This is a genomic window from Pseudoalteromonas sp. Ld19 (assembly GCF_045064135.1).
GTDB classification, from domain to species: domain Bacteria; phylum Pseudomonadota; class Gammaproteobacteria; order Enterobacterales; family Alteromonadaceae; genus Pseudoalteromonas; species Pseudoalteromonas aliena.
The window spans coordinates 213,482-233,642 of sequence record NZ_JBISHA010000022.1; the positions used below are offsets into that span (position 1 = coordinate 213,482).

Annotated in this window: 22 protein-coding genes; 14 read left to right on the plus strand and 8 right to left on the minus strand. The window is 38.4% G+C overall.

Translation table 11 applies throughout. The features are described 5' to 3' along the window. Window position 1: 1 nt before the first annotated feature. Complete coding sequence (gene ampD / locus ACJJVZ_RS17820) at window positions 2-556, minus strand: 1,6-anhydro-N-acetylmuramyl-L-alanine amidase AmpD (RefSeq protein WP_405602425.1); 555 nt, start codon at window positions 554-556, stop codon at window positions 2-4. A 324-nt stretch (window positions 557-880) separates the two neighbouring features. On the opposite strand from ampD, the gene nadC reads away from it, so the two are divergent. From nadC to ACJJVZ_RS17835, 3 genes are all read left to right on the plus strand, one after another. Continuing rightward, entirely contained in the window at window positions 881-1,726 is an 846-nt protein-coding gene (nadC, locus tag ACJJVZ_RS17825; RefSeq protein WP_273050388.1) for a carboxylating nicotinate-nucleotide diphosphorylase, read from the plus strand. 676 nt (window positions 1,727-2,402) lie between these two features. Continuing rightward, window positions 2,403-2,837 carry a prepilin-type N-terminal cleavage/methylation domain-containing protein gene (locus ACJJVZ_RS17830; RefSeq protein WP_405602698.1) on the plus strand — a complete coding sequence of 145 codons (435 nt, stop codon included), beginning with the start codon at window positions 2,403-2,405 and terminating at the stop codon, window positions 2,835-2,837. Window positions 2,838-2,847: 10 nt separating this feature from the next. Further along, window positions 2,848-3,279, plus strand: coding sequence for a prepilin-type N-terminal cleavage/methylation domain-containing protein (locus tag ACJJVZ_RS17835; protein ID WP_405602428.1), 432 nt, complete (start codon window positions 2,848-2,850; stop codon window positions 3,277-3,279). Here the strand turns inward: ACJJVZ_RS17835 and ACJJVZ_RS17840 are convergent. Next, a complete protein-coding gene (locus tag ACJJVZ_RS17840) occupies window positions 3,260-3,871 on the minus strand; it encodes a fimbrial assembly protein (RefSeq protein WP_405602431.1) in 612 nt (203 codons plus the stop codon). The two genes, ACJJVZ_RS17835 and ACJJVZ_RS17840, sit on opposite strands and share 20 nt — an antisense overlap. A 121-nt stretch (window positions 3,872-3,992) precedes the next feature. On the opposite strand from ACJJVZ_RS17840, the gene ACJJVZ_RS17845 reads away from it, so the two are divergent. The 5 genes from ACJJVZ_RS17845 (at window position 3,993) to yacG (ending at window position 9,094) form a co-directional block, all read left to right on the plus strand. Continuing rightward, window positions 3,993-5,219: a type II secretion system F family protein gene (locus ACJJVZ_RS17845; RefSeq protein WP_405602433.1), complete on the plus strand. Its 1,227-nt coding sequence runs from the start codon at window positions 3,993-3,995 to the stop codon at window positions 5,217-5,219. A 16-nt stretch (window positions 5,220-5,235) separates the two neighbouring features. Next, window positions 5,236-6,120 carry a prepilin peptidase gene (locus ACJJVZ_RS17850; RefSeq protein ID WP_405602436.1) on the plus strand — a complete coding sequence of 295 codons (885 nt, stop codon included), beginning with the start codon at window positions 5,236-5,238 and terminating at the stop codon, window positions 6,118-6,120. Window position 6,121: 1 nt separating this feature from the next. Continuing rightward, on the plus strand, window positions 6,122-6,766 hold the full coding sequence (gene coaE, locus ACJJVZ_RS17855) for a dephospho-CoA kinase (RefSeq protein WP_138584918.1): 645 nt from the start codon (window positions 6,122-6,124) through the stop codon (window positions 6,764-6,766). A 115-nt stretch (window positions 6,767-6,881) separates the two neighbouring features. Further along, window positions 6,882-8,558, plus strand: coding sequence for a type IV-A pilus assembly ATPase PilB (gene pilB / locus ACJJVZ_RS17860; protein WP_182700994.1), 1,677 nt, complete (start codon window positions 6,882-6,884; stop codon window positions 8,556-8,558). 305 nt (window positions 8,559-8,863) lie between these two features. Continuing rightward, a complete protein-coding gene (gene yacG / locus ACJJVZ_RS17865; protein ID WP_077536896.1) occupies window positions 8,864-9,094 on the plus strand; it encodes a DNA gyrase inhibitor YacG in 231 nt (76 codons plus the stop codon). A gap of 259 nt (window positions 9,095-9,353) precedes the next feature. Here yacG and ACJJVZ_RS17870 read toward each other — a convergent pair whose 3' ends face one another. Then, entirely contained in the window at window positions 9,354-9,842 is a 489-nt protein-coding gene (locus tag ACJJVZ_RS17870; protein WP_405602439.1) for a Spy/CpxP family protein refolding chaperone, read from the minus strand. Between the two features lie 187 nt (window positions 9,843-10,029). On the opposite strand from ACJJVZ_RS17870, the gene ACJJVZ_RS17875 reads away from it, so the two are divergent. From ACJJVZ_RS17875 to ACJJVZ_RS17885, 3 genes are read left to right on the plus strand one after another with little or no spacing between them, the layout of a single operon-like run. Then, a complete protein-coding gene (locus tag ACJJVZ_RS17875; protein ID WP_077536894.1) occupies window positions 10,030-10,719 on the plus strand; it encodes a response regulator in 690 nt (229 codons plus the stop codon). Further along, window positions 10,697-12,112, plus strand: a complete 1,416-nt coding sequence (locus ACJJVZ_RS17880; protein ID WP_405602442.1) for an ATP-binding protein — start codon at window positions 10,697-10,699, stop codon at window positions 12,110-12,112. The genes ACJJVZ_RS17875 and ACJJVZ_RS17880 overlap by 23 nt, the downstream gene beginning before the upstream one ends. 3 nt (window positions 12,113-12,115) lie before the next feature. Further along, window positions 12,116-13,063, plus strand: a complete 948-nt coding sequence (locus tag ACJJVZ_RS17885; protein ID WP_273047976.1) for an alpha/beta fold hydrolase — start codon at window positions 12,116-12,118, stop codon at window positions 13,061-13,063. On the opposite strand, the gene ACJJVZ_RS17890 is transcribed toward ACJJVZ_RS17885, so the two are convergent. Then, window positions 13,023-13,889, minus strand: coding sequence for a cation diffusion facilitator family transporter (locus tag ACJJVZ_RS17890; protein WP_405602700.1), 867 nt, complete (start codon window positions 13,887-13,889; stop codon window positions 13,023-13,025). The genes ACJJVZ_RS17885 and ACJJVZ_RS17890 overlap by 41 nt on opposite strands. A 160-nt stretch (window positions 13,890-14,049) precedes the next feature. Here ACJJVZ_RS17890 and trmL point away from each other — a divergent pair, with 160 nt between their 5' ends. The 3 genes from trmL (at window position 14,050) to ACJJVZ_RS17905 (ending at window position 17,680) form a co-directional block, all read left to right on the plus strand. Continuing rightward, complete coding sequence (trmL, locus tag ACJJVZ_RS17895; protein WP_077536891.1) at window positions 14,050-14,514, plus strand: tRNA (uridine(34)/cytosine(34)/5-carboxymethylaminomethyluridine(34)-2'-O)-methyltransferase TrmL; 465 nt, start codon at window positions 14,050-14,052, stop codon at window positions 14,512-14,514. A gap of 943 nt (window positions 14,515-15,457) precedes the next feature. Beyond that, a complete protein-coding gene (locus tag ACJJVZ_RS17900; RefSeq protein WP_077536890.1) occupies window positions 15,458-16,183 on the plus strand; it encodes an ABC transporter substrate-binding protein in 726 nt (241 codons plus the stop codon). Window positions 16,184-16,192: 9 nt separating this feature from the next. Next, window positions 16,193-17,680 carry a methyl-accepting chemotaxis protein gene (locus tag ACJJVZ_RS17905; RefSeq protein WP_182700989.1) on the plus strand — a complete coding sequence of 496 codons (1,488 nt, stop codon included), beginning with the start codon at window positions 16,193-16,195 and terminating at the stop codon, window positions 17,678-17,680. 44 nt (window positions 17,681-17,724) lie between these two features. Here the strand turns inward: ACJJVZ_RS17905 and gpsA are convergent, their stop codons facing one another. From gpsA to ACJJVZ_RS17925, 4 genes are read right to left on the minus strand one after another with little or no spacing between them, the layout of a single operon-like run. Continuing rightward, window positions 17,725-18,732, minus strand: coding sequence for an NAD(P)H-dependent glycerol-3-phosphate dehydrogenase (gene gpsA, locus ACJJVZ_RS17910; protein ID WP_077536888.1), 1,008 nt, complete (start codon window positions 18,730-18,732; stop codon window positions 17,725-17,727). 3 nt (window positions 18,733-18,735) lie between these two features. Further along, a complete protein-coding gene (gene secB / locus ACJJVZ_RS17915; protein ID WP_077536887.1) occupies window positions 18,736-19,221 on the minus strand; it encodes a protein-export chaperone SecB in 486 nt (161 codons plus the stop codon). Window positions 19,222-19,255: 34 nt separating this feature from the next. Next, complete coding sequence (gene grxC, locus ACJJVZ_RS17920) at window positions 19,256-19,513, minus strand: glutaredoxin 3 (RefSeq protein WP_077536886.1); 258 nt, start codon at window positions 19,511-19,513, stop codon at window positions 19,256-19,258. A gap of 31 nt (window positions 19,514-19,544) precedes the next feature. Beyond that, a complete protein-coding gene (locus ACJJVZ_RS17925; protein ID WP_077536885.1) occupies window positions 19,545-19,976 on the minus strand; it encodes a rhodanese-like domain-containing protein in 432 nt (143 codons plus the stop codon). Window positions 19,977-20,161 lie beyond the last annotated feature (185 nt).

Below are 20,161 nucleotides of genomic sequence, written 5' to 3' on the forward strand. Positions count from 1 at the left end.
CTTAGCTTGATTGCTCAAGCATATTAAAAAACAATCGCCAATCAAAGCTATCGCCAGGGTCGGTTTTGCGGCCCGGTGCTATATCGCAGTGCCCCACAATACGTGAAGGTGTTATTTTAGGATAACGTTGCATTATAGATTGCACCACACTCGTTAACACTTTGTACTGCGCTAAAGTATAAGCAGTGGTATCCGTGCCTTCTAGCTCAATGCCAATACTAAAATTATTACACGCTGTTTGCCCTGCAAATTCAGATAAACCAGCATGCCACGCTCGCTTAGAAAAAGGTACATATTGTAAAATTTCGCCAGTACGCTTAATAAAACAATGTGCTGATACCCTAACTCCCTCTAAATCAGCAAAGCTGTTATGAGCATTACAGTTAAGTGATCCCATAAATAAATCATCCACAAAAGGCGTACCAAACTGCCCTGCGGGTAGCGATATATTATGGATAACCAACAATGAAATATCGGTATTATCTGGACGCTCATCAAAATGCGTACAACTACGCTGGAGCGTGTTACTCATCACACCATTTAAATCTATTTTCATGACACGTTTATTGTATTAATACCAAAAATATATAGCACTGATGCTAAAGGATTTATAAAAAAAATGATAGCGAGTAACGTCCAATGCTAAGTTTTTTGGTATCAATGCTCAATAACCTGAACTCTAACTAATAAATCTATCTCAAACTGCTATTCTCAGCGTTAACTACGTTAGTAAATCTCTTAACCAGAATTCAGGTTAAATAAGGAAAAACCATCTCTAAACTGATCTTGTTTGTAGTCGAGCATTAAAAGCTAAGCGCTTCTCTTTCATCGACAAACATAGTAAAATTTGCTTAATTTATTAACGCTTATGAGCTTTACTATGTCTATTTCGCACACTCTCATCACTCAACTAGTCACTTTGGCTCTCGACGAAGATTTAAATTATCAAACTGCGCAAGAGGGTGATATTACCGCGCAACTGATCCCACAAAACGAGCAAGCAAGCGCTAAAGTAATAACACGTGAAGACTGCATATTTTGCGGTAAAGACATTATCCTTGAAGTATTTAAACAAGTAGATCCAACAGTTAACGTAACTGTGCTTATAAATGATGGTGATACCGTGAAAGCTAATAGCACTTTATTTACGGCCTCCGGTTCAGCCCGCTCAATATTAACGGCTGAGCGTACCGCGCTTAACTTTGTACAAACATTATCTGGCACAGCCACAACAACGGCCCATTACGTAAAAGAGTTAAGTGGCACCACAACACAATTACTCGATACCCGTAAAACCATACCGGGCCTGCGCGCATTACAAAAATACGCAGTAAAATGTGGCGGCGGAGCAAATCATCGCATTGGCTTATTTGATGCATTCTTAATTAAAGAAAACCACATCGCAGCCTGTGGCACAATTGACAAAGCCGTTACTCAAGCAAAATTAAATCACCCAAATAAACCAATTGAAGTAGAAGTTGAATCACTTAATGAGCTAGATCAAGCCATTAATGCTGGCGCTGATATTATAATGCTGGATAACTTTAGTGTTGAACAAATTAAGCAAGCCGTTGTTTTAACTAATAAACGCGCAAAGCTTGAAGTTTCAGGCAATATGACTCTACAAACGCTTAAAACCTACTCACAAGCGGGTGTTGATTTTATATCAAGCGGAGCACTAACAAAAAATTTACAATCAATCGATTTATCTATGCGTTTCGACTGAAAATAATACAAAAATAAAACTTAAACCTCGCTAATTCATTGACAGAATATGAAAAAAAGCATTTAATAACCCAAAAGGATTACTTTGTAACAATTTGTTAAATAAAGTATCCTTTTTTAGCTTTACAACGATGCTAAATAGTAAAAAACAGTGATAGAATTACACCGGTGTATTACTTACACTTTAAAAGCAATACTAAGTAACAGAGGTGCACCAAGTAAAAAGCAGCTTGTTATTAACGTTGTAAAAACGAAAGTCACTAAACTGTTTATTTTATGTCTATACTCTGAGCTGTTAGTTGTTATACCAATCCGCTTATATATGGGGTCTATTTAACGTTAAGAAAATTACGCTAGAACTAGGCAAAAATTTTGTATCTAGTTGTTCTAAATAAAAAATTTTTAACGACGTTATAGTGCAATTTAATTCGTTAAATTGATCAAAGATTTATGCAGTTTGGTATTCCTAGCATATAAAGGAGTGAGTGTTTAGTTAATCGTTTAATAGCTTGTATATAATGAATTCGTATTTAGCTTTTGTGTTTAAACCTAAGCTAAAAATGCAGTAAAATTTACTTTAAATAAAACGGTAAATAAATCAATTAAGTTAAGCGGCTTGCCACTTACATGATTGAACATACAAAAATCTATCCTTTAGGAGAGGAAACATGAAAACAATGACTCAAAAACAACAGGGTTTCACCCTAATAGAATTAATGATTGTTATCGCAATCATCGGTATTCTTGCTGCTATCGCTTTACCGCAATATCAAACTTACACTAAAAAAGCACGCTTCTCTGAGGTTGTACTTGCTGCATCATCAGCTAAGGGTTTAATTGATGTTTGTTACCAAACTCGCGGGGAAGGTGATTTAGAGAACTGTGATACAGCGGCTAAAATTGGTTTAGATGCAGATGGGGCTGCAGCTGGTACACAAGTGAAATCAGTTGCTATAACAATAAAGACAGCTGCTGTTACCGCAACCGGCGAGAGTACGGTTGATGACTCTACATACATACTAACACCATCGCCTGCAGGAACAGCTGCAGCACCGCTAGGAACATTGACTTGGGTCCAAACAGGCTCATGTATATCTAACGGCATTTGTTAATAGCTAGCTAATGAGAATAGCCAGAGGCTTTTCTCTAGTAGAGCTAATGATAGTTATCACTATTATAGGGGTATTATTATCATTAGCTCTCCCTACCTATAACAATCACTTTAAACGCTCTAAATTTACCGAGGTTGTTCTTGCTTCTAACGCACTTCAACGCCAAGTAGAAATTTGCTTTTATATCAAACACTCCCTTAGTGAATGTGATTCATTTGAAAAAACAAGTTCTAAAAAATCAGACTTTATAGCACCTAACTACATATCAGACATAGAAATATCTAACTCATCCGGCACTTATCAAATAAAATCTACTGCGGCTAGCGAAGCATCTATATCAAGCTCAGGGGATACTTATATCATTACAGCGATAGTAAATTCCAATCAGCTATTATGGCAGCTATCGTCTCTTAGTACCTGTATTAATGAAGGGACTTGTTAAAAACTAATTCTTTATTTTCTTTTGTCACATTCACAACACCTTTTTTAGTAATAATCTCGCATGTTTTTTCACATTCAGCTTCAAAACTAGATTGTTCAAAAAACTCGTACATCTCAACTGGTGAAACTGATTTTTTAAGTAACTCATTATAAATTATTCTTTTTTTACTACCAACAGCTGGTTCTTTAAAAGTATAAAAATTTTCTAATTTTCTACTTTTTCTTGAATCACCTTTAGTGACAGCAAAATATGAACCTTGCCACTTTATTATGTATTCAAGCCTTTGACTATCGACTTGAATAATGCCATAAGCTAATGAACTCAATTGAAGCAATAAAATTACAAATATATTTATTATATTTTCTTTAAAAAGCTTTACCGGTGAGAGCAGCCAAAAACTAAGGATTGGCCCTAATATTAAATCCAAAGATAGTATAATTAATGTTAGCTCTACCAAATCGGTTAATAAGTAGCGTCCAGCAAAAAACCAATTATTAAAAATATGCAAACTAAGTATTGATAGAAAAATAGCACCTAAAACAAAGTGCATTAAAGCCCATTTTAGTTTTATACGAAATTTTTGAGTGTTCATTTTCAAAACCTACCAGTGAATTAATACCTAAAAGTAATAGCATCAATTGTTTAAGTTCAAATTTATGGCTATTATACATTACAAAGCTTATACCTATATGGTGCAGCAGCAGGATAACAGCATGGCAAAAAAAAAAGAAAGCAAAGGACTCGATACTTTCCAATGGATCGGTGTTAGCGCCCGAGGAAAACGTCTTGAAGGAGAGCTTACTGGGAATAGCATTGCTTTGGTTAAAGCACAGCTGCGCAAGCAAGGGATTACCCCCTCAAAAGTTAAACGCAAACCAAAACCTTTATTTGGTATACGTACTCAAAAAATAACCCCAAAAGATATAGCATTAGTAACTCGGCAAATTGCCACCATGCTTATGGCAGGCGTCCCCCTTATACAATCGATAGAAATGATAGCCTCTGGCGCAACTAATAAGAGTGTAAGTAAGCTAATGGAAGCGATTGCGGGTGACGTAAAAGCCGGCCAACCTCTGTCTACTGCACTTAGAAAATACCCACGTTATTTTGATGATTTATATTGCGATTTAGTAGAGTCGGGCGAGCAATCGGGCGCACTTGATAAAATATTTGATCGCGTTGCTATTTATAAAGAAAAATCTGAAGCGCTTAAATCCAAAATTAAAAAAGCCATGTTTTATCCTATCGCGGTATTAGTGGTGGCACTTATTGTTACTTCTATTTTGCTCATATTTGTAGTCCCGCAATTTCAGGATATTTTTGCTGGTTTTGGTGCTGAGCTGCCTGCATTTACTTTATTTGTGATTGCTATCTCTGAATTTATGCAAGAATATTGGTGGATGGCATTAGTAATAATAGTAGCCGCTGGGTGGATTTTTAAAGAAGCCAAACTTAAAAGCCTAAAACTGCGTGATGCCAACGATAGGATTATATTAAAGCTACCTGTAATAGGCATGATTTTAAATAAAGCGGCCGTTGCGCGTTACGCGCGCACACTTTCTACCACGTTTGCAGCTGGTGTACCGTTAATTGAGGCTCTTGATTCTGCGGCGGGTGCTTCAGGTAATGCGGTATATCGCTATGCTATTTTAGATATAAAAGCAGAGGTTGCCTCTGGTAACCAGATGAACTGGGCTATGCGCAATTCAAAAATATTCCCCGATATGGTAATCCAAATGGTTGCTATTGGTGAAGAGTCTGGCGCACTTGATGATATGCTGGCCAAAGTAGCCACTATTTATGAGCAAGAAGTAGATGATGCAGTTGATGGCTTATCTAGCTTATTAGAACCATTAATTATGGCTGTACTCGGTGTGCTGGTCGGTGGTTTAATTGTTGCTATGTACCTTCCTATTTTCCAACTTGGTTCTGTTATTTAATTATTTGGTTTTTTATATGCAAAGTATTATAGAAGTAATGCAAAGCCAATTGTGGTTTTACTTAACCACCATTGGTTTAGTTAGTTTATGTGTAGGTAGCTTTTTAAATGTGGTCATTTATCGGCTGCCCTTAATGATGCAAAAAGAATGGCAAAGTGAATGCCGTATTTTATTAGAGGATGACCTTAAAAATAGCGCACCTTTAAATACCACGCCATTTAATTTAGTAAAACCCAACTCAACCTGCCCGCACTGTAAAACCGCCATTAAACCTTGGCAAAACATCCCAATTATTAGTTGGCTCGCATTAAAAGGAAAATGCGCAAGTTGTCAAAATACGATAGCCGCACGCTACCCACTTGTTGAAGCCATTACCGCGCTATTGAGCTTAGCTGTTGCATATACTGTGGGTGCTAATGAACAAGCATTACTCTACATTTTAATTACGTGGGCATTAGTTGCATTAACATTCATTGATATTGATCACATGCTCTTACCCGACCAGCTTACATTACCGCTTGTGTGGCTTGCCTTAATAGCATCTGTAATGGGCTATACCATATCACCCAGCGATGCCATTATTGGTGCGGCCTGCGGTTATTTAAGCTTATGGAGTGTATTTTGGTTATTTAAGTTACTTACCGGTAAGGAAGGTATGGGCTACGGCGATTTTAAATTACTTGCCGTGTTTGGTGCCCTACTTGGTTGGCAATCACTGCTCACGATTATATTACTCTCAAGCGTAGTCGGTGCCATTATTGGTATTACATTATTAAGTATTCAAGGAAAAGACAAAGCCACCCCCATTCCTTTTGGCCCTTACTTGGCAATCGCAGGTTGGATCACTATGCTTTGGGGCAACCAACTGCAAACTATGTATTTAAATTTAGTTGGTTACTAAAATGAATAAGCAAACAGGTGAAAAAAATACCAAAAGCCCAAATTGGGTATTAGGTTTAACAGGTGGTATTGGCTGCGGTAAAACAGCTATCAGTAATATGTTTGAGGAGCTTGGGATAACAATTATTGATGCCGATATAGTCGCTCGCCAAGTGGTAGAGCCCAACAGCACAGGTTTAAATGCAATAATTGCTCACTTTGGTGAAGAGATATTACTAAGCGATGGTACGTTAAACAGAAGTGCCTTGCGCACCCGTATTTTTACTAACCATACAGATAAAGAGTGGCTAAATAACTTACTTCACCCTCTGATCCGTAATAAAATACTCGCCGATTTAAATGCGGCCAGTAGTGCTTATGTCGTTTTAGTTGCACCATTGTTATTTGAAAATGGCCTTGATAAACAGTGCAATCGTACTCTCCTCATAGACGTACCTAAAAACATACAAGTAGAGCGAACCGTTAAACGCGACGGCGTGAGTCTTGATCAAGTAAATAGTATTATTGCCACGCAAATGTCTCGTGAAAATAAACAGCAAAAAGCGGACGACATTTTAAATAACGACCGCGATTTAGCACTCGTAAAGTTAGATCTTTTGTTACTTCATGATCATTACTTAAAATTAGTGTCAAAAAACACAACTTAAACGGTCATATATTACGGTTTCAGCTTATAAAATTAGCCTAGATTGTGAAGAGTGATGTAATCCCCTTCTTTTTTCTGATAAATTGTTAACATTGAAAGATTTAAACAGGTGCGCAATGAATATTAACTCACCGTTATTGAGAAAGTTTATTACCCTTGGTCGTATCGATGCAGATATGGTCAAAGAAAAACAACAAGAATTTACCTCAACAGCTGAGCTTATTTCTAAATGTGGTAAAATCGACAGTAAAGATTTAGCTGCACAATGCATCGATTTATTTCGCGTACCCTACTTCGATCTAAAAGATTTTGATCCTGCTAAAATTCCTGCAGAGCTGGTAAAAGAAAAACTTATTCGCAAGCATCATATTTTACCGCTGGTAAAAAAAGATAGAAAAGTTTACATCGCAGCCTCTGATCCAACCGACTATGGCGCATTTGAAAATTTTGAATTTAGCACTGGTTTGTCGTGTGAGATTGTTGTTGTTGATTATATTCAGCTTAATAATAAAATTGAGCAATTACTCGATGCAGCGGGAAGTTTAAATTTAAGTGATGATGAATTTAAAGAATTTGCAGACTTAGACACCGAAGGTGTAAAAGACTCCGCACCAAAAGATGATGAAAAAGAAGATGCGCCGATCATTGTTTACATCAATAAAATTTTGATGGATGCAATTAAAAAAGGCGCGTCTGATCTACACTTTGAACCCTATGAACACAAATACCGCATCCGTTTTCGTATTGATGGCATTTTGCACGAAGTAGCAAGTCCGCCCAACACTCTTGCAACTAAACTTTCTGCGCGTATAAAAGTAATGGCACGCCTCGATATTGCTGAAAAACGTAAACCACAAGATGGCCGTATAAAACTAAAAATAACTGAACGAAAAAGTATCGACTTTCGTGTCAGTTCGATGCCAACGCTGTGGGGCGAAAAAATAGTAATGCGTATCCTTGATTCTTCAAGCGCTATGCTAGGCATTGATGTATTAGGTTACGAACCAGAACAAAAAAAATTATATATGGATGCACTTGCTCAACCTCAAGGTATGATTTTAGTAACAGGGCCAACCGGTTCTGGTAAAACAGTATCACTTTACACTGGTTTAAACATACTAAATAAACCAGAGCGCAACATTAGCACCGCAGAAGATCCGGTTGAAATTAACCTTGAAGGTATTAACCAAGTACAAATTAATATTAAAGCGGATATGACCTTTGCCAATGCATTACGCGCCTTTTTACGTCAAGATCCAGACGTGGTAATGGTGGGTGAAATACGTGATTTAGAAACCGCCGAAATATCTATTAAAGCGGCACAAACCGGCCACTTAGTATTATCAACCCTACATACTAATTCTGCACCGGAAACAATCACCCGTTTATTAAATATGGGTGTGCCAGCTTATAACGTAGCAAGCTCGATCAGCTTAATTATAGCCCAACGCCTAGCACGTCGTTTATGCCCTAAGTGTAAAACGCCTGAAATACTACCAAGCGAAGAACTCACTCGCCAAGGCTTTAGCGCACAACAAATAAGTGAAATGACACTTTATGCACCCAAAGGGTGTGATAGCTGCACTGATGGCTATAAAGGTCGTGTGGGTATTTACGAAGTTATGCAAATCACTCCTGAAATTGCCCAAATTATTATGCGCGGCGGCAACTCATTAGAAATAGCAGATGTCTCTCTTAAAGCTGGGTTTAATAATTTGCGTATATCTGGTATTCGTAAAGCCGCTGATGGTATGACCTCACTTGCTGAAATTAACCGTGTGACTAATTTTTAAAGACTCACCGTAATAATTATAAAGCTCTGAAGATATAATTTAGAATACTTAGAGACTCACATCTAAGTAACCTGAACTCAGGTTAAGAGATTTACGAACGTATTGAATCATGGTGATATTTAAATTTATTATTCTCTAGCCAGAGATTTTCAGTGAAAACAAGGCAAATTTACGCATCAATAGCGGGCCTATTGTAAGTAAATTCAACGTAGTTAGCGCTGAAAATAGCTGCTTGAGATAGATTTATTATCCAGAGTTCAGGTTAAGTAATGTAATATGCACCAAAAATTTGTAGAGAGTAATTTATGCCTACTGTTGTAAACTGCCCAACCTGTAAAACTAAAGTTGAATGGTCAGAGCAAAGTCCATTTCGCCCGTTTTGCTCAAAGCGCTGCCAGCTTATTGATCTCGGTGAGTGGTCGTTTGAAAATAATAAAATTTCTGCGCCAATCACCTCCGCAGATGAATTTAGCCAAGACATGATTGAAGATATTGAAGCCATGATGGCTAAAAATGAAGATGATTTTTTTAAATAATTTATCTCCATAATGCCCTAAAAACAAAAACCAGCATTACGCTGGTTTTTTGGGGCGTGCTGACCCTTCGTGATTGATTTTACAGCAGACTGTTTGGTATTTAGGCAAGACAGAGCCTATGTAGTGTGGTTATTCCCCATAAATAGGCGATAACGTAGTGTAAATGCCAAACATGCGCTACCCTTTGAGCTCGATCTAGGGACGATCAACTCTTTGTTGCTCGGTTTTTACTTAGCCCTGTATTTACAAAAAAGTAAAATTAACTTTTTTGTTTACGGTGCTTTTTACTCATACGCTTTTGCATTTTTTCAAATTTCTCGCGTTGCTCTGCATTTAAAACTTGCCATACCTGATGCTGAGTTTTTAATTTAATGAGTCCAACCTCTTCGCCTTTTTGATGGCGTTGCGCTAATAATTCTTTTGCTGCATTTTCGTCAAAGCTAACAGAAGCAAGTAATGCTTCTTTTTTTGCTCTGTTAGCCTCATGCTGCGCTTTTCGGGCTTCTTTATCAGTGCCTCTTAGCGTTTGCATTTGGGCTTTTTGAGCTTCAAAAATTGCTTTTAATTGGGTTTGTTGTTCATCGGTTAAATCAAGCTTATTAGCACCACGTTCAGAAAGTAAAAAATGCGCTTGAGAATGGCCTTGCTTGTGTCCGTCACTTTTAGCGATTACGCTACCTGCACCTAGAGTGGCAGTTGCAAGACCACAAACAAGTACTAATTTAGAAAGTGTATTTAATTTAGTCATAATCATACCTTAACGATGGGTTTAACTTATGGTTTAGTTCGGTTAGTTGTCACTGCTTAATCAGCTGAGTTAACTATACATCTTGCAATGCAAAGTAACGCAAAGCAGTGTAAAGGTTGTGTAAAGATTCACTTTCAGATAATTTTGCGCGTAAAATTACGCCATAAGTAACTCTAAGGGTTTGCAAATGAAACTATTAATGATTGATGACGATACGGGCCTTTGTGAGCTGTTAAGCGAGTATTTAAAGGCGCAGGGCTTTGAAATACAAAGCGTACACGATGGCGAGCAAGGCTTAAAGCTAGCTCAGGCGAACGACTACGCACTCATATTGCTTGATGTAATGCTACCGACTCTCGATGGCTTTGAAGTACTTAAACAGTTAAGACAAACCAAATTGACACCGGTGATTATGCTCACTGCAAAAGGCGAAGACTTCGATCGCATTTTTGGCTTAGAGCTAGGCGCCGATGATTATATTCCAAAACCTTTCAACCACCGTGAATTACTCGCCCGTGTTAAAGCAATTACGCGCCGTATTGAGCATATAAATAGTTTAAATATGACGGCCAGTAACAAAGTACTAATCAATGGTGTAATCGTTAATTATGCTGCCAGAGAAGCCTCTATAAACGAGCATGTGTTGTGCCTTACAGGCACCGAATATGAAATATTAGCGTTGCTCTGCAAAAATGCTGGTGACGTGGTGAGTAAAGAGCTGATTAGCGAAGAGGTGTTGGGTCGCCGCTTGGCGTCATTCGATCGCTCTATAGACATGCACGTTAGTAATATACGTAAAAAAATAGCTGAGTACATCCCTACAGAGCGAATTAAAACAATGCGAGGCACAGGCTATGTATTCATTCAAGGCGAGTAAGTCTGCTTTGTTTACTTATGTTAAAAACCCTAGACATTATTTATTTTTTAAAATATTTATATGGTTTTGGTTAACAATAATAGGCACGGTTACTGCACTCATTTTTTTAAGTAACATTACTGCAATCAATGCGGTAAGTAATGAGCCTTTGCACGGGCCTATGAAGAAAAACCTGCTTTACACAGCCAAAAACCTCGAGCGCTCGGTTATTAAACACAGGCGTTCGCTTAGTGAAACGCTCTCTCATCCTCGCCTATCCAAACGCAAATTATTATATTTAAACTCAGATCAACTTGAGGATTCATTGACGAGCAAACAAGTGCCGAGTGATGTAGATTTAAGCTTACTTAATTTCACTAAAAATATGGCTCCACAAGTTATTTTTACCGAAAAATACCAAGCTTTTGGACCTATAAAAATAACCCTGCCTGAAGGTGACTTTTATTTATACGAAATAGATATTAATCAGCAACAGCCGTTTTTTATTCGTTTAAAATTAATGCCTATTTGGATGAAAGTGTTTATTGCTATTTTTGCTTCTCTGATTTTAAGCTTTTTATTTAGTCGCAATTTAATTGCGCCAATTAACAGCTTAAAGAAAGCCGCGATTAAACTCTCCAATGGCGATTTAAGTGCGCGAGCTGCTATTTCAATAAACAGAAAAGACGAACTTGGCATACTTGGTCGTGACTTCAACAGCATGGCAAATCAATTGGAGCTACTTATTAGCTCTCAAAAACGCTTACTTGCCGATATATCCCATGAGTTGCGCTCGCCATTAACGCGTTTAAAAATGGCAACGGGCCTTGCTCAAATGCAAGCAAACGAAGCTAGTCAGTCGTATTTATTACGTATAGAAAAAGAAGCTAATCAGTTAGATAAAATGATTGCTGATGTGCTGCAAGTCTCTCGCTTAGAAGCAAAAAGCCAAGCGCTTTCATTACAAACCCAGTCACTACAAATTATTGTTGACCATGTGCTAAATGATGCACAATTTGAGGCCAAACAAAATAGTAAAAAATTACAAGTAAGTGGTGATGCACAAGTGAGCATTGACTGCGATGAAGCCCTTATTGCCAGCGCTCTTGAAAATTTGCTGCGTAACGCCATTAAATACGCAAATAGCACCATTAGCGTTACACTAAAGCACTGTGATGCAATTTATATAGAAATATGTGACGATGGCTCTGGTGTACCAGATGAGCAACTTAATAAACTTTGTGAGCCGTTTTTTAGGCAATCAGATGCCAGGGATCGTGTAAGTGGTGGTACTGGTTTAGGCTTAGCAATTGCAAAAAATGCGATTACCGCACACGGCGGTAGTTTAGTATTATCGAATAAAGATCAAGGCGGCTTGTGTGCTAATATCACCCTGCCGATAATTAAAGAGTAAACCATGTTTTATAGTAGTGAGCACGACCTGCAAAGTAATCAATTAACGATTAATAACTTTTATACCAAAACACTCATTAAAGCTTATTTAGAGACTCCTAGCGGGCAACTATTTTATGCCTATGCTTTGCCTAATAATGCACACACTGCAATTGTTATCAGCGCAGGACGTCTTGAAGGATTAGATAAATATAAAGAATTGTTGTGGGAGCTTTATAACAATAATTTTGCGGTGTTTATCGCCGATCATCAAGGGCAAGGTCGCTCTTACCGACAGCTAAAAAATAAACATAAAGGCCATGTTAACCAATTTAAAGATTACAGTGCTGATCTAAATTTATTTAATAAGCGGGTTGTAGATGCTCATTGGCAAGGGAGTAAGGTGTTGGTGAGCCATTCTATGGGTGGAGCCGTCGCGTTTGAGTATCTTGCACATTTTAAACACAATTTTAGTGGCGCATTTTTCTCAGCCCCTATGCTCGACATTTACACTAAAGGCATACCAAAACCTTTAGCTAAATTCGTTGCAAGTACAGCAACACAACTTGGCTTTAAAAACACTTATGCGCTAGGACAAACCGATTACACTGCCGATGAATTTGCGTTAAATACACTAACCAGTAGCCTTGAACGTTACGAGTTATTTAGAAAAACCTATCATGAAGAGCCGTTACTACAGCTTGGTGGTGTTACTTATGGCTGGTTAAATGCTACGTTTGCATTTATATCGTCGATGGATACATTAAACGTATCCATTCCGCTGTATATTGCCAGCGCGCAAAACGACGAGATAGTCGACAACAATGCACACTATAAATTGGCAAACCGGCACGACAACGCGGTATTAGAAAGCTTTACTGGCGCGAAGCACGAACTGTTCTTTGAACGTGATGAAATACGCAAACCTCTGCTTACAAGCTTGTATCAGTTTTGTGAGTCGGTGACGGCTTAACAATTACCGACAATGGATCGAGGTGGATTAAAATATCGACCTGTGACTCAAACTCTTTGGTTATCAATGCTTCAACTTCATCAGCTACATTATGTGCGCGAATTAAACTTAAGTTATCATCAAGCTCTAAATGCATTTGAATAAACTTAATTTTGCCGCCTTGGCGAGTACGAATACCATGTACACCATGCACATCAGTATGCGCCTTGGCTATGTCAAATATGCTTTGTTTTTCATCATCTGGCAGCTCTTTATCCATTAAGTGGTCGGCACTATCACGAGCAATATCCCAACTGTTATAAATTAAGTAGCCGGCTACACCAATTGCAAAGAGTGGATCGGCATACATCACCCCGTAATAAGCTAATAAAATAGCGAGTAACACAGCAGCATTTAAAATCAAATCGCCTTTGTAATGCACAGAATCGGCCTTAATTGCGATTGAGTCTGTATATTTAATCACTTTATTTTGTACAAATACGATAACTAAAGTACACGCAATGGCAAAAATACTTACCCAAACACCGAGAAGAGAATGGCTAAGAACAACGGGATTAAACAAGCGCTCAACACCATGAAATGCAAGTAAACAAGCGGAGCCAGCAATAAATGCAGCTTGCCCAAGCCCCGCTATGGCTTCGGCTTTGCCATGACCAAATCGATGGTCGTCATCAGCTGGGCGCAGCGCGTAGCCTAAAACCAAAAAGCTCATCGCCGTGGCCGTAATATCCATTAGTGAGTCGGTTAACGAGCCAAGCATTGACGCAGACCCCGATGCTAGCCATGCCCACGTTTTTGCAGCAATCATCAAACTAACCATGACCATGGTAACAATACTGGAAGTTTTAACCCAAAATTCGTAACTACGGTTATGCACGTTTTTATCCGCTAAATAGATGTATTCAATAATTTGAGTATATCATTTTTTTTGAGGGTTTCGTGTATACTGCACATCGTTAAACTTTAGATTATTGAAAAGGCTCACTATGCTGGATATCGTTTTATACCAACCTGAAATACCGCCTAATACGGGTAATATTATTCGCTTGTGCGCAAATACAGGTTATTCGCTGCACTTAATTGAACCGCTGGGCTTTGAGTGGGACGATAAACGTGTAAAACGTGCTGGCCTTGATTATCACGAGTTTAGCCATGTTCAGCGTCATGCCTCATTTGAAGATTACCTTGAAAAATGTAAACCTAAAAAAGTATATGCATGCACCACCAAAGGTAGCCAATTTCATCATCAAGCAAGTTACGAAGCGGGTGATTGCCTTGTATTTGGCCCTGAAACTCGTGGTCTTCCAGATGATATGATCCAAGCACTGCCAAATGAGCAACGTGTACGCATTCCTATGCAAGCCAATAGCCGCAGCATGAACCTATCAAATGCAGTCGCTGTATTTGTTTATGAATCGTGGCGTCAATTAGGCTTTCCTAACGCACAATAGTGCTTTAGATCCTTTATTACATTTAAGCCAAGGCATATCATAAGTAAAAATTAAAGCCCTTGGCTAAATCATCAATCTATTATTTCCTAAGCCCAAAGCTGGGCCAACAATAAAGAGTTGTTCAATACTATTTTTAATGAATATTAGTAGAACAATTCGTCCTACGAACTGAAGCAATTAACATTTAATCGTCCCTATAAAAACCCAAAGGGCAGCACATGTTTGGCATTTATGCTCCGTTATCGCCTATTTATGGGGAATAACCACACCACATAGGCTCTGCATTACCTAAAAACCAAACATACAGCTGCAAAGTCAAGAAAGCTCAACACGCCTAATATTCGCTAATTTTTTTCTTGTACGTTTCTCATAAATATAATTATTGAACTAAGCTCATTCTCATACAGTTATTTACTTATAGTTAAAACTCTATGGGAAAACTTTTTTATTATTCGTTACTTTTAGCCCACTCCGTTTGCGTCTGATTACTTATTTAATGGCGTTAGTCAAACTCAAGAATGTACAGATATAGAAGCAGATGCTTATATTGGCTATTACACAAGCTTAACCGGTTTAATTAATCTAGGTATTGATATTGCACAATAGACATACTCGGGTGATAAATTCAGTTCCCATTATGATTACATCAAAACTTATGCTAAATTCAATTTTTGCACTACTAACCTTAATTTTGGTACGCATGGGATGATTTTACTACAGAGGCTGGACGCACAATATTCCAATTAATAATGTATTCTCAATTAGCTTAAGTGCTGATTCTTTAAGCTTCGACGATAACTAGATGCATTGGGTATAACCGCAAATTATACATGGAGTGATTTGAATTTGGCTGCAGGCTATGAAGGTACAAATTTAGAAACATACGGCGATACAACTTTACTAATAACCGTTTCAAGAACATTTAATTTCTAAGGGTTTATACATGAAAATTACATTACTATTTATTTTTATTACTTTTTCTAATTTCGTCGCTGCTGAAACAGTGCATTTAACATCACTGGCTTGGCCACCTTATTCTGATAAATCATTAGAACAACAAGGCGCATCTGTAGCCGTTGCAAAAGCTGCATTTAAGGCTGAAGGGCATGAGCTTATTGTTGACTTCTATCCTTGGTCTCGTGCAGTAAATTCGGCCTTACAAGCAAATTCAAAATATGTTGGATACTTTCCAGAATATATGCACGAAACCAGTGATTTTATTTTTTCTGATGCAACTGGCACTGGTCCGCTCGGCCTTGTGCAAAATAGCGCTAAGCCAATAACCTTTTCATCGGTGAATGACCTTTCAGGTAAACGTATTGGTGTTGTACAAGATTATGTCAACACTAAGGAGCTTGATGACATGATAGCTTCTGGCACAATTAAAGGCGACGCAGCACCTTCTGATGTCCTAAACATTAAAAAAGTAGCTGCTGGACGAATTGATGCTGCGGTGATTGATGCCAATGTGCTTAAGTATTTACTAGCTACAGATAAGTCTTTAGCAGGAATAAAAAGTAAAGTAGCCATGAATACAACGTTATTAGAAGATAAAAAGCTATACATTGCCTTTAGAAATGATGCAGAAGGACAAAAATGGCAAACAATTTATAATCAAGGACTAGCAAAAATCGATGTTAATACCATTATGGCAAACTACCTTAAGTAAGGGGCTATTTTGACTCGTTCAATTTTATTTAGACTGGTTATTACTACATTAAGCGCAATGGTTTTTGTTTTACTTTGCTTTGGTGTTTATGATTACACTGCACAAAGTAGCCAATTAAAACTAAAGCTTGATAATGAGATTAATCTGACAAAAGAACGCATTGGGCTATCACTGCCCAATGCGATGTGGAATTTTCAAGATGAACTAGCTAAAAAGTTAATCAATGCGGAAGTTGCATCTCAAAATATATCAAAAATCACTATATATGATACTAACGGACAACTTTTTGTTGAAACCGACGGGGCTGAAACACCGTCAATGGTACAAAATGAATTGTTTTATGATGATGCCGGAACGCAAAATAAAGTTGGCAAAATTAACCTTTATGTCGAATTTAGTCACATTGAAGCGGCACTGCTTGAGTTGGCTATATTTTCAATCATTAAAGTTTTACTCCTAGTGACTATTTTAGGCGCCGTTTTAGTTTATATTTTTAAAAAATTAGTTGCTCAACCTTTATCTGAAGTTGCTGAAAAAATGGCAACTATTGCCAATGGAGATGGTGATTTAACTCAACAAATAATTGTTCGCCGTAATGACGAAATAGGAAAACTTGCGGCTTCATTTAATCAGTTTGAACATAAAATAGCCGAGCTGATTAACGATGTTAAGCTTTCCGTTGAGGATTCGTTTAACGTTGCTGGTAGCATCTCTGATGTTAGCAGTGAAGGTTTTCGCTATTTGACAGAGCAGCAGTCGGAAACAGATCAAATTGCCACTGCAATTACACAAATGGCGTCATCGGCAGTAGAAATTGAAAGTAATGCTAAGTTGACGCTAAGCTCTGCTGAAACAGCAAATGTAGATGCTAAAAAGGTGCATGATGCCTTTTTAAGCTCAATTAACTCAATAGAGAGATTAGCTGCTCAACTCGATGAAGCATCAACGGTTATAGGTAGCCTTGAAGATAGCGTGCAGGGCATTGTATCTATGCTAGATGTTATTCAGGCAATAGCAGAGCAAACGAACTTACTTGCATTAAATGCCGCGATTGAAGCTGCCAGAGCCGGTGAACAAGGCCGTGGATTTGCTGTAGTAGCTGATGAAGTAAGATCTTTAGCGAGCAGAACACAGACAAGCACGGCTGAGATCCATGAAACAATAAATAAACTACAACAGGGATCACAATCAGCTGTAAATGTTATGAGTTTAAGTAAAAATATGAGCCAAGAAAGCATGAGTGCGGCAAGTACAGCCAGCGAATTGATTTCAAATATATCTGAAGTGATAGAATCAATTACACATATGTCGAGTCATATTTCTAGTGCTGTATCCGAACAAAGCGCGGTTGCTGAGGACTTGAGTAAAAATATTAATGAGGTCGTCTCTGCGGGTCAAAACAGTATGGGGAAAATTGAACAAGTTCAAACATACTCAGAAGATATGAAAACACTGGCCCTGCAACTGAAAAAGTCGGTAAGTATTTTTAAAACCTGAAATAATAAGCCTTACAGTACATAATTGAACTGGAAGGCTTATTTTTATTCTGAACGTTGCTCTCGGCCTAATAACGCCATTGCAGCTTCTTTCATATCTTTATTTTCATAAAGAACTTTATAGATTTGCTCAGTAATTGGCATTTCGACACCAGTACGCTGTGCAAGCAAATACACTTCCTTGGTATTTCTAAAGCCTTCAACTACTTGACCAATTGACTCAATAGCAGCATCGACACTTTCGCCTTTACCTAGTGCTAAACCAAATCGACGATTACGTGATTGATTATCAGTACAGGTTAAAATTAAATCACCAAGACCTGCCATTCCCATAAAGGTTTCTGGTTTTGCGCCAAGAGCGCAGCCTAAACGCGATAACTCTGCAAGACCACGTGTAATGAGTGCAGTTCGTGCATTAGCGCCAAAACCTACCCCGTCTGAGATACCAGCACCAATTGCAATAACATTTTTAACCGCACCGCCTAGCTGTATACCAATAAAATCATCATTGTTATACACACGGAATGAGCGGCCACAATGAAGTAAATCAGCTAACTGCTGAGCAAATTCAGGAGACGTGGAAGATACAGAAATAGCAGTCGGTGATCCCATCGCCATCTCTTTTGCAAATGTAGGACCCGAAAGTACCGCTAATGGAATACCATCACCTAACTCTTGTAAAGCAACTTCCTGTAATAAGCGCCCCGTGTTTGGCTCAAGCCCTTTGGTCGCCCAAGCAACTTTTACACCTTCTTGCAATGCAGGCTTTATCTGCGCAAGTGTATCGCCAAATGCATGGCTTGGCACAACAACAAGCACAATAGCGCTACTAGCAACGGCACGCTGTAAATCGGCTTCAAGAAAAAGAGTATCAGGGAAAGGAGCATCGGGTAAGTAACGTTGATTTTTCCGCTCAGCTGCAAGCGTGGCAACGTCGTCGCTATTGCGCCCCCAAAGCGTCACATTGTGACCATTTCGGGCTAAACAAATAGCAAGGGCGGTGCCATAAGACCCCGCCCCTAATACAGTAACAGCTGTCGTTGCTGTACTCATAAATTATGCGTCTGCTGTAACCTGGTCAGCTGGCGCAGTACGTTGTTGCATGTACTGTGCAAACAATGCGTCAAAATTAACTGGCGCAAGGTTAAGCTGTGGAAAAGTACCACGGTTAACAAGGTTTGATACTGCTTCACGCGCATATGGGAATAACACGTTAGGACAAAATGCACCTAGCATGTGTGCAAGTTGCACCTCTTCAACGTCAGCAATAGTAAAAATACCTGCTTGTTGAATTTCACATAAAAACGCAGTTTCTTCGCCAAGTGAAGCGGTTACAGTTAGCGCTAAAACAACTTCAAATACACCTTCGTCTAATTTATTAGAACGAGTATCTAAGTCTAGCTTAACTTCTGGCGTCCATTCTTTTTGAAAAATAGCTGGTGAATTTGGTGTTTCAAAAGATACATCTTTAGTGTAAATACGTTGAATTGTAAATTGTGCGCCACTTTCTTGAGCTGCTACATCTTGAGTTTCTTCGTTCATTGTTATTCCTAACTTGTTCGTTATTATAATTAAATTAAGCGCTTAGCTTAGCGTCAAGTTTACCTTGCGCTTCAATAGCCATCATGTCGTCGCAGCCACCGATATGTTCATCATTAATAAAAATTTGCGGTACTGTGCTTGCCCCACCCGCTTTTGCAATCATTTCATCGCGTAACTCAGGCTGAACACCAATATCAATATTAGTGTACTCAACACCTTTGCTATTTAGTAGCGAAAGAGCGCGCTGGCAAAATGGACAATACGCCTTAGTATATAAAACAACATTACTCATAATAAATCCTCTATCGGTCTAGCTAAAATGATTAGCGACCTGTTGTGGTTGGTAGGCTCGCAGATTGCCACGCCCCCATGCCCCCAGCTAATACATAGACACGTTCAAAACCTGCTTTGCTCATAGCGGTTGCAGTACCTTGGGCAGTCATACCTGTAGTACATACCACTATAATGGGTTTAGTCTTGTACTTTTCAAGGCTTGAAAAGTCAGATTTCTTCGCATTCTCTGGGCTTAAGTGTTCAGCACCAGAAATACGCCCATTATTAAACTCTTTTTGCGCACGCATATCGATTACTTGACCATCTTCACGGTTAATAAGTAACGTAAGTTGCTGAGGATTTATTTGACGTACAGCTGAAAACTTACTTTTTATCCAGCCACTAACAATAAGAAATACAATACCAACCCAAGCAAGGCTTAAAATGGGGTGATTGGTGATAAATTCAATATATTGATCCATTCGACTTCCACTATAAATTACATCCTAAAACGCTATGTTTTAGATATTTTAGACTTTAGCCACGCAAGTATACCCAAACCAACTTAAAATGCGAGTTTACGGCGGTTTAAAAGCACATAAATCCCCCTGCATGCTACTCACCAAGCACACATTAACAACTTTACTTTATACCGTATTATGAAAAT

Coding starts and splice junctions, on each gene's coding strand:
- ACJJVZ_RS17840 (WP_405602431.1), bottom strand. CDS start 3,871: ATGAACACTCAAAAATTTCGTATAAAACTAAAATGGGCTTTAATGCAC.
- ACJJVZ_RS17830 (WP_405602698.1), top strand. CDS start 2,403: ATGACTCAAAAACAACAGGGTTTCACCCTAATAGAATTAATGATTGTT.
- ACJJVZ_RS17925 (WP_077536885.1), bottom strand. CDS start 19,976: ATGGATCAATATATTGAATTTATCACCAATCACCCCATTTTAAGCCTT.
- ampD (WP_405602425.1), bottom strand. CDS start 556: ATGAAAATAGATTTAAATGGTGTGATGAGTAACACGCTCCAGCGTAGT.
- ACJJVZ_RS17880 (WP_405602442.1), top strand. CDS start 10,697: ATGTATTCATTCAAGGCGAGTAAGTCTGCTTTGTTTACTTATGTTAAA.
- ACJJVZ_RS17850 (WP_405602436.1), top strand. CDS start 5,236: ATGCAAAGTATTATAGAAGTAATGCAAAGCCAATTGTGGTTTTACTTA.
- pilB (WP_182700994.1), top strand. CDS start 6,882: ATGAATATTAACTCACCGTTATTGAGAAAGTTTATTACCCTTGGTCGT.
- ACJJVZ_RS17835 (WP_405602428.1), top strand. CDS start 2,848: ATGAGAATAGCCAGAGGCTTTTCTCTAGTAGAGCTAATGATAGTTATC.
- ACJJVZ_RS17845 (WP_405602433.1), top strand. CDS start 3,993: ATGGCAAAAAAAAAAGAAAGCAAAGGACTCGATACTTTCCAATGGATC.
- ACJJVZ_RS17875 (WP_077536894.1), top strand. CDS start 10,030: ATGAAACTATTAATGATTGATGACGATACGGGCCTTTGTGAGCTGTTA.
- ACJJVZ_RS17890 (WP_405602700.1), bottom strand. CDS start 13,889: ATGGTCATGGTTAGTTTGATGATTGCTGCAAAAACGTGGGCATGGCTA.
- nadC (WP_273050388.1), top strand. CDS start 881: ATGTCTATTTCGCACACTCTCATCACTCAACTAGTCACTTTGGCTCTC.
- ACJJVZ_RS17885 (WP_273047976.1), top strand. CDS start 12,116: ATGTTTTATAGTAGTGAGCACGACCTGCAAAGTAATCAATTAACGATT.
- trmL (WP_077536891.1), top strand. CDS start 14,050: ATGCTGGATATCGTTTTATACCAACCTGAAATACCGCCTAATACGGGT.
- grxC (WP_077536886.1), bottom strand. CDS start 19,513: ATGAGTAATGTTGTTTTATATACTAAGGCGTATTGTCCATTTTGCCAG.
- yacG (WP_077536896.1), top strand. CDS start 8,864: ATGCCTACTGTTGTAAACTGCCCAACCTGTAAAACTAAAGTTGAATGG.
- ACJJVZ_RS17900 (WP_077536890.1), top strand. CDS start 15,458: ATGAAAATTACATTACTATTTATTTTTATTACTTTTTCTAATTTCGTC.
- gpsA (WP_077536888.1), bottom strand. CDS start 18,732: ATGAGTACAGCAACGACAGCTGTTACTGTATTAGGGGCGGGGTCTTAT.
- secB (WP_077536887.1), bottom strand. CDS start 19,221: ATGAACGAAGAAACTCAAGATGTAGCAGCTCAAGAAAGTGGCGCACAA.
- coaE (WP_138584918.1), top strand. CDS start 6,122: ATGAATAAGCAAACAGGTGAAAAAAATACCAAAAGCCCAAATTGGGTA.
- ACJJVZ_RS17870 (WP_405602439.1), bottom strand. CDS start 9,842: ATGACTAAATTAAATACACTTTCTAAATTAGTACTTGTTTGTGGTCTT.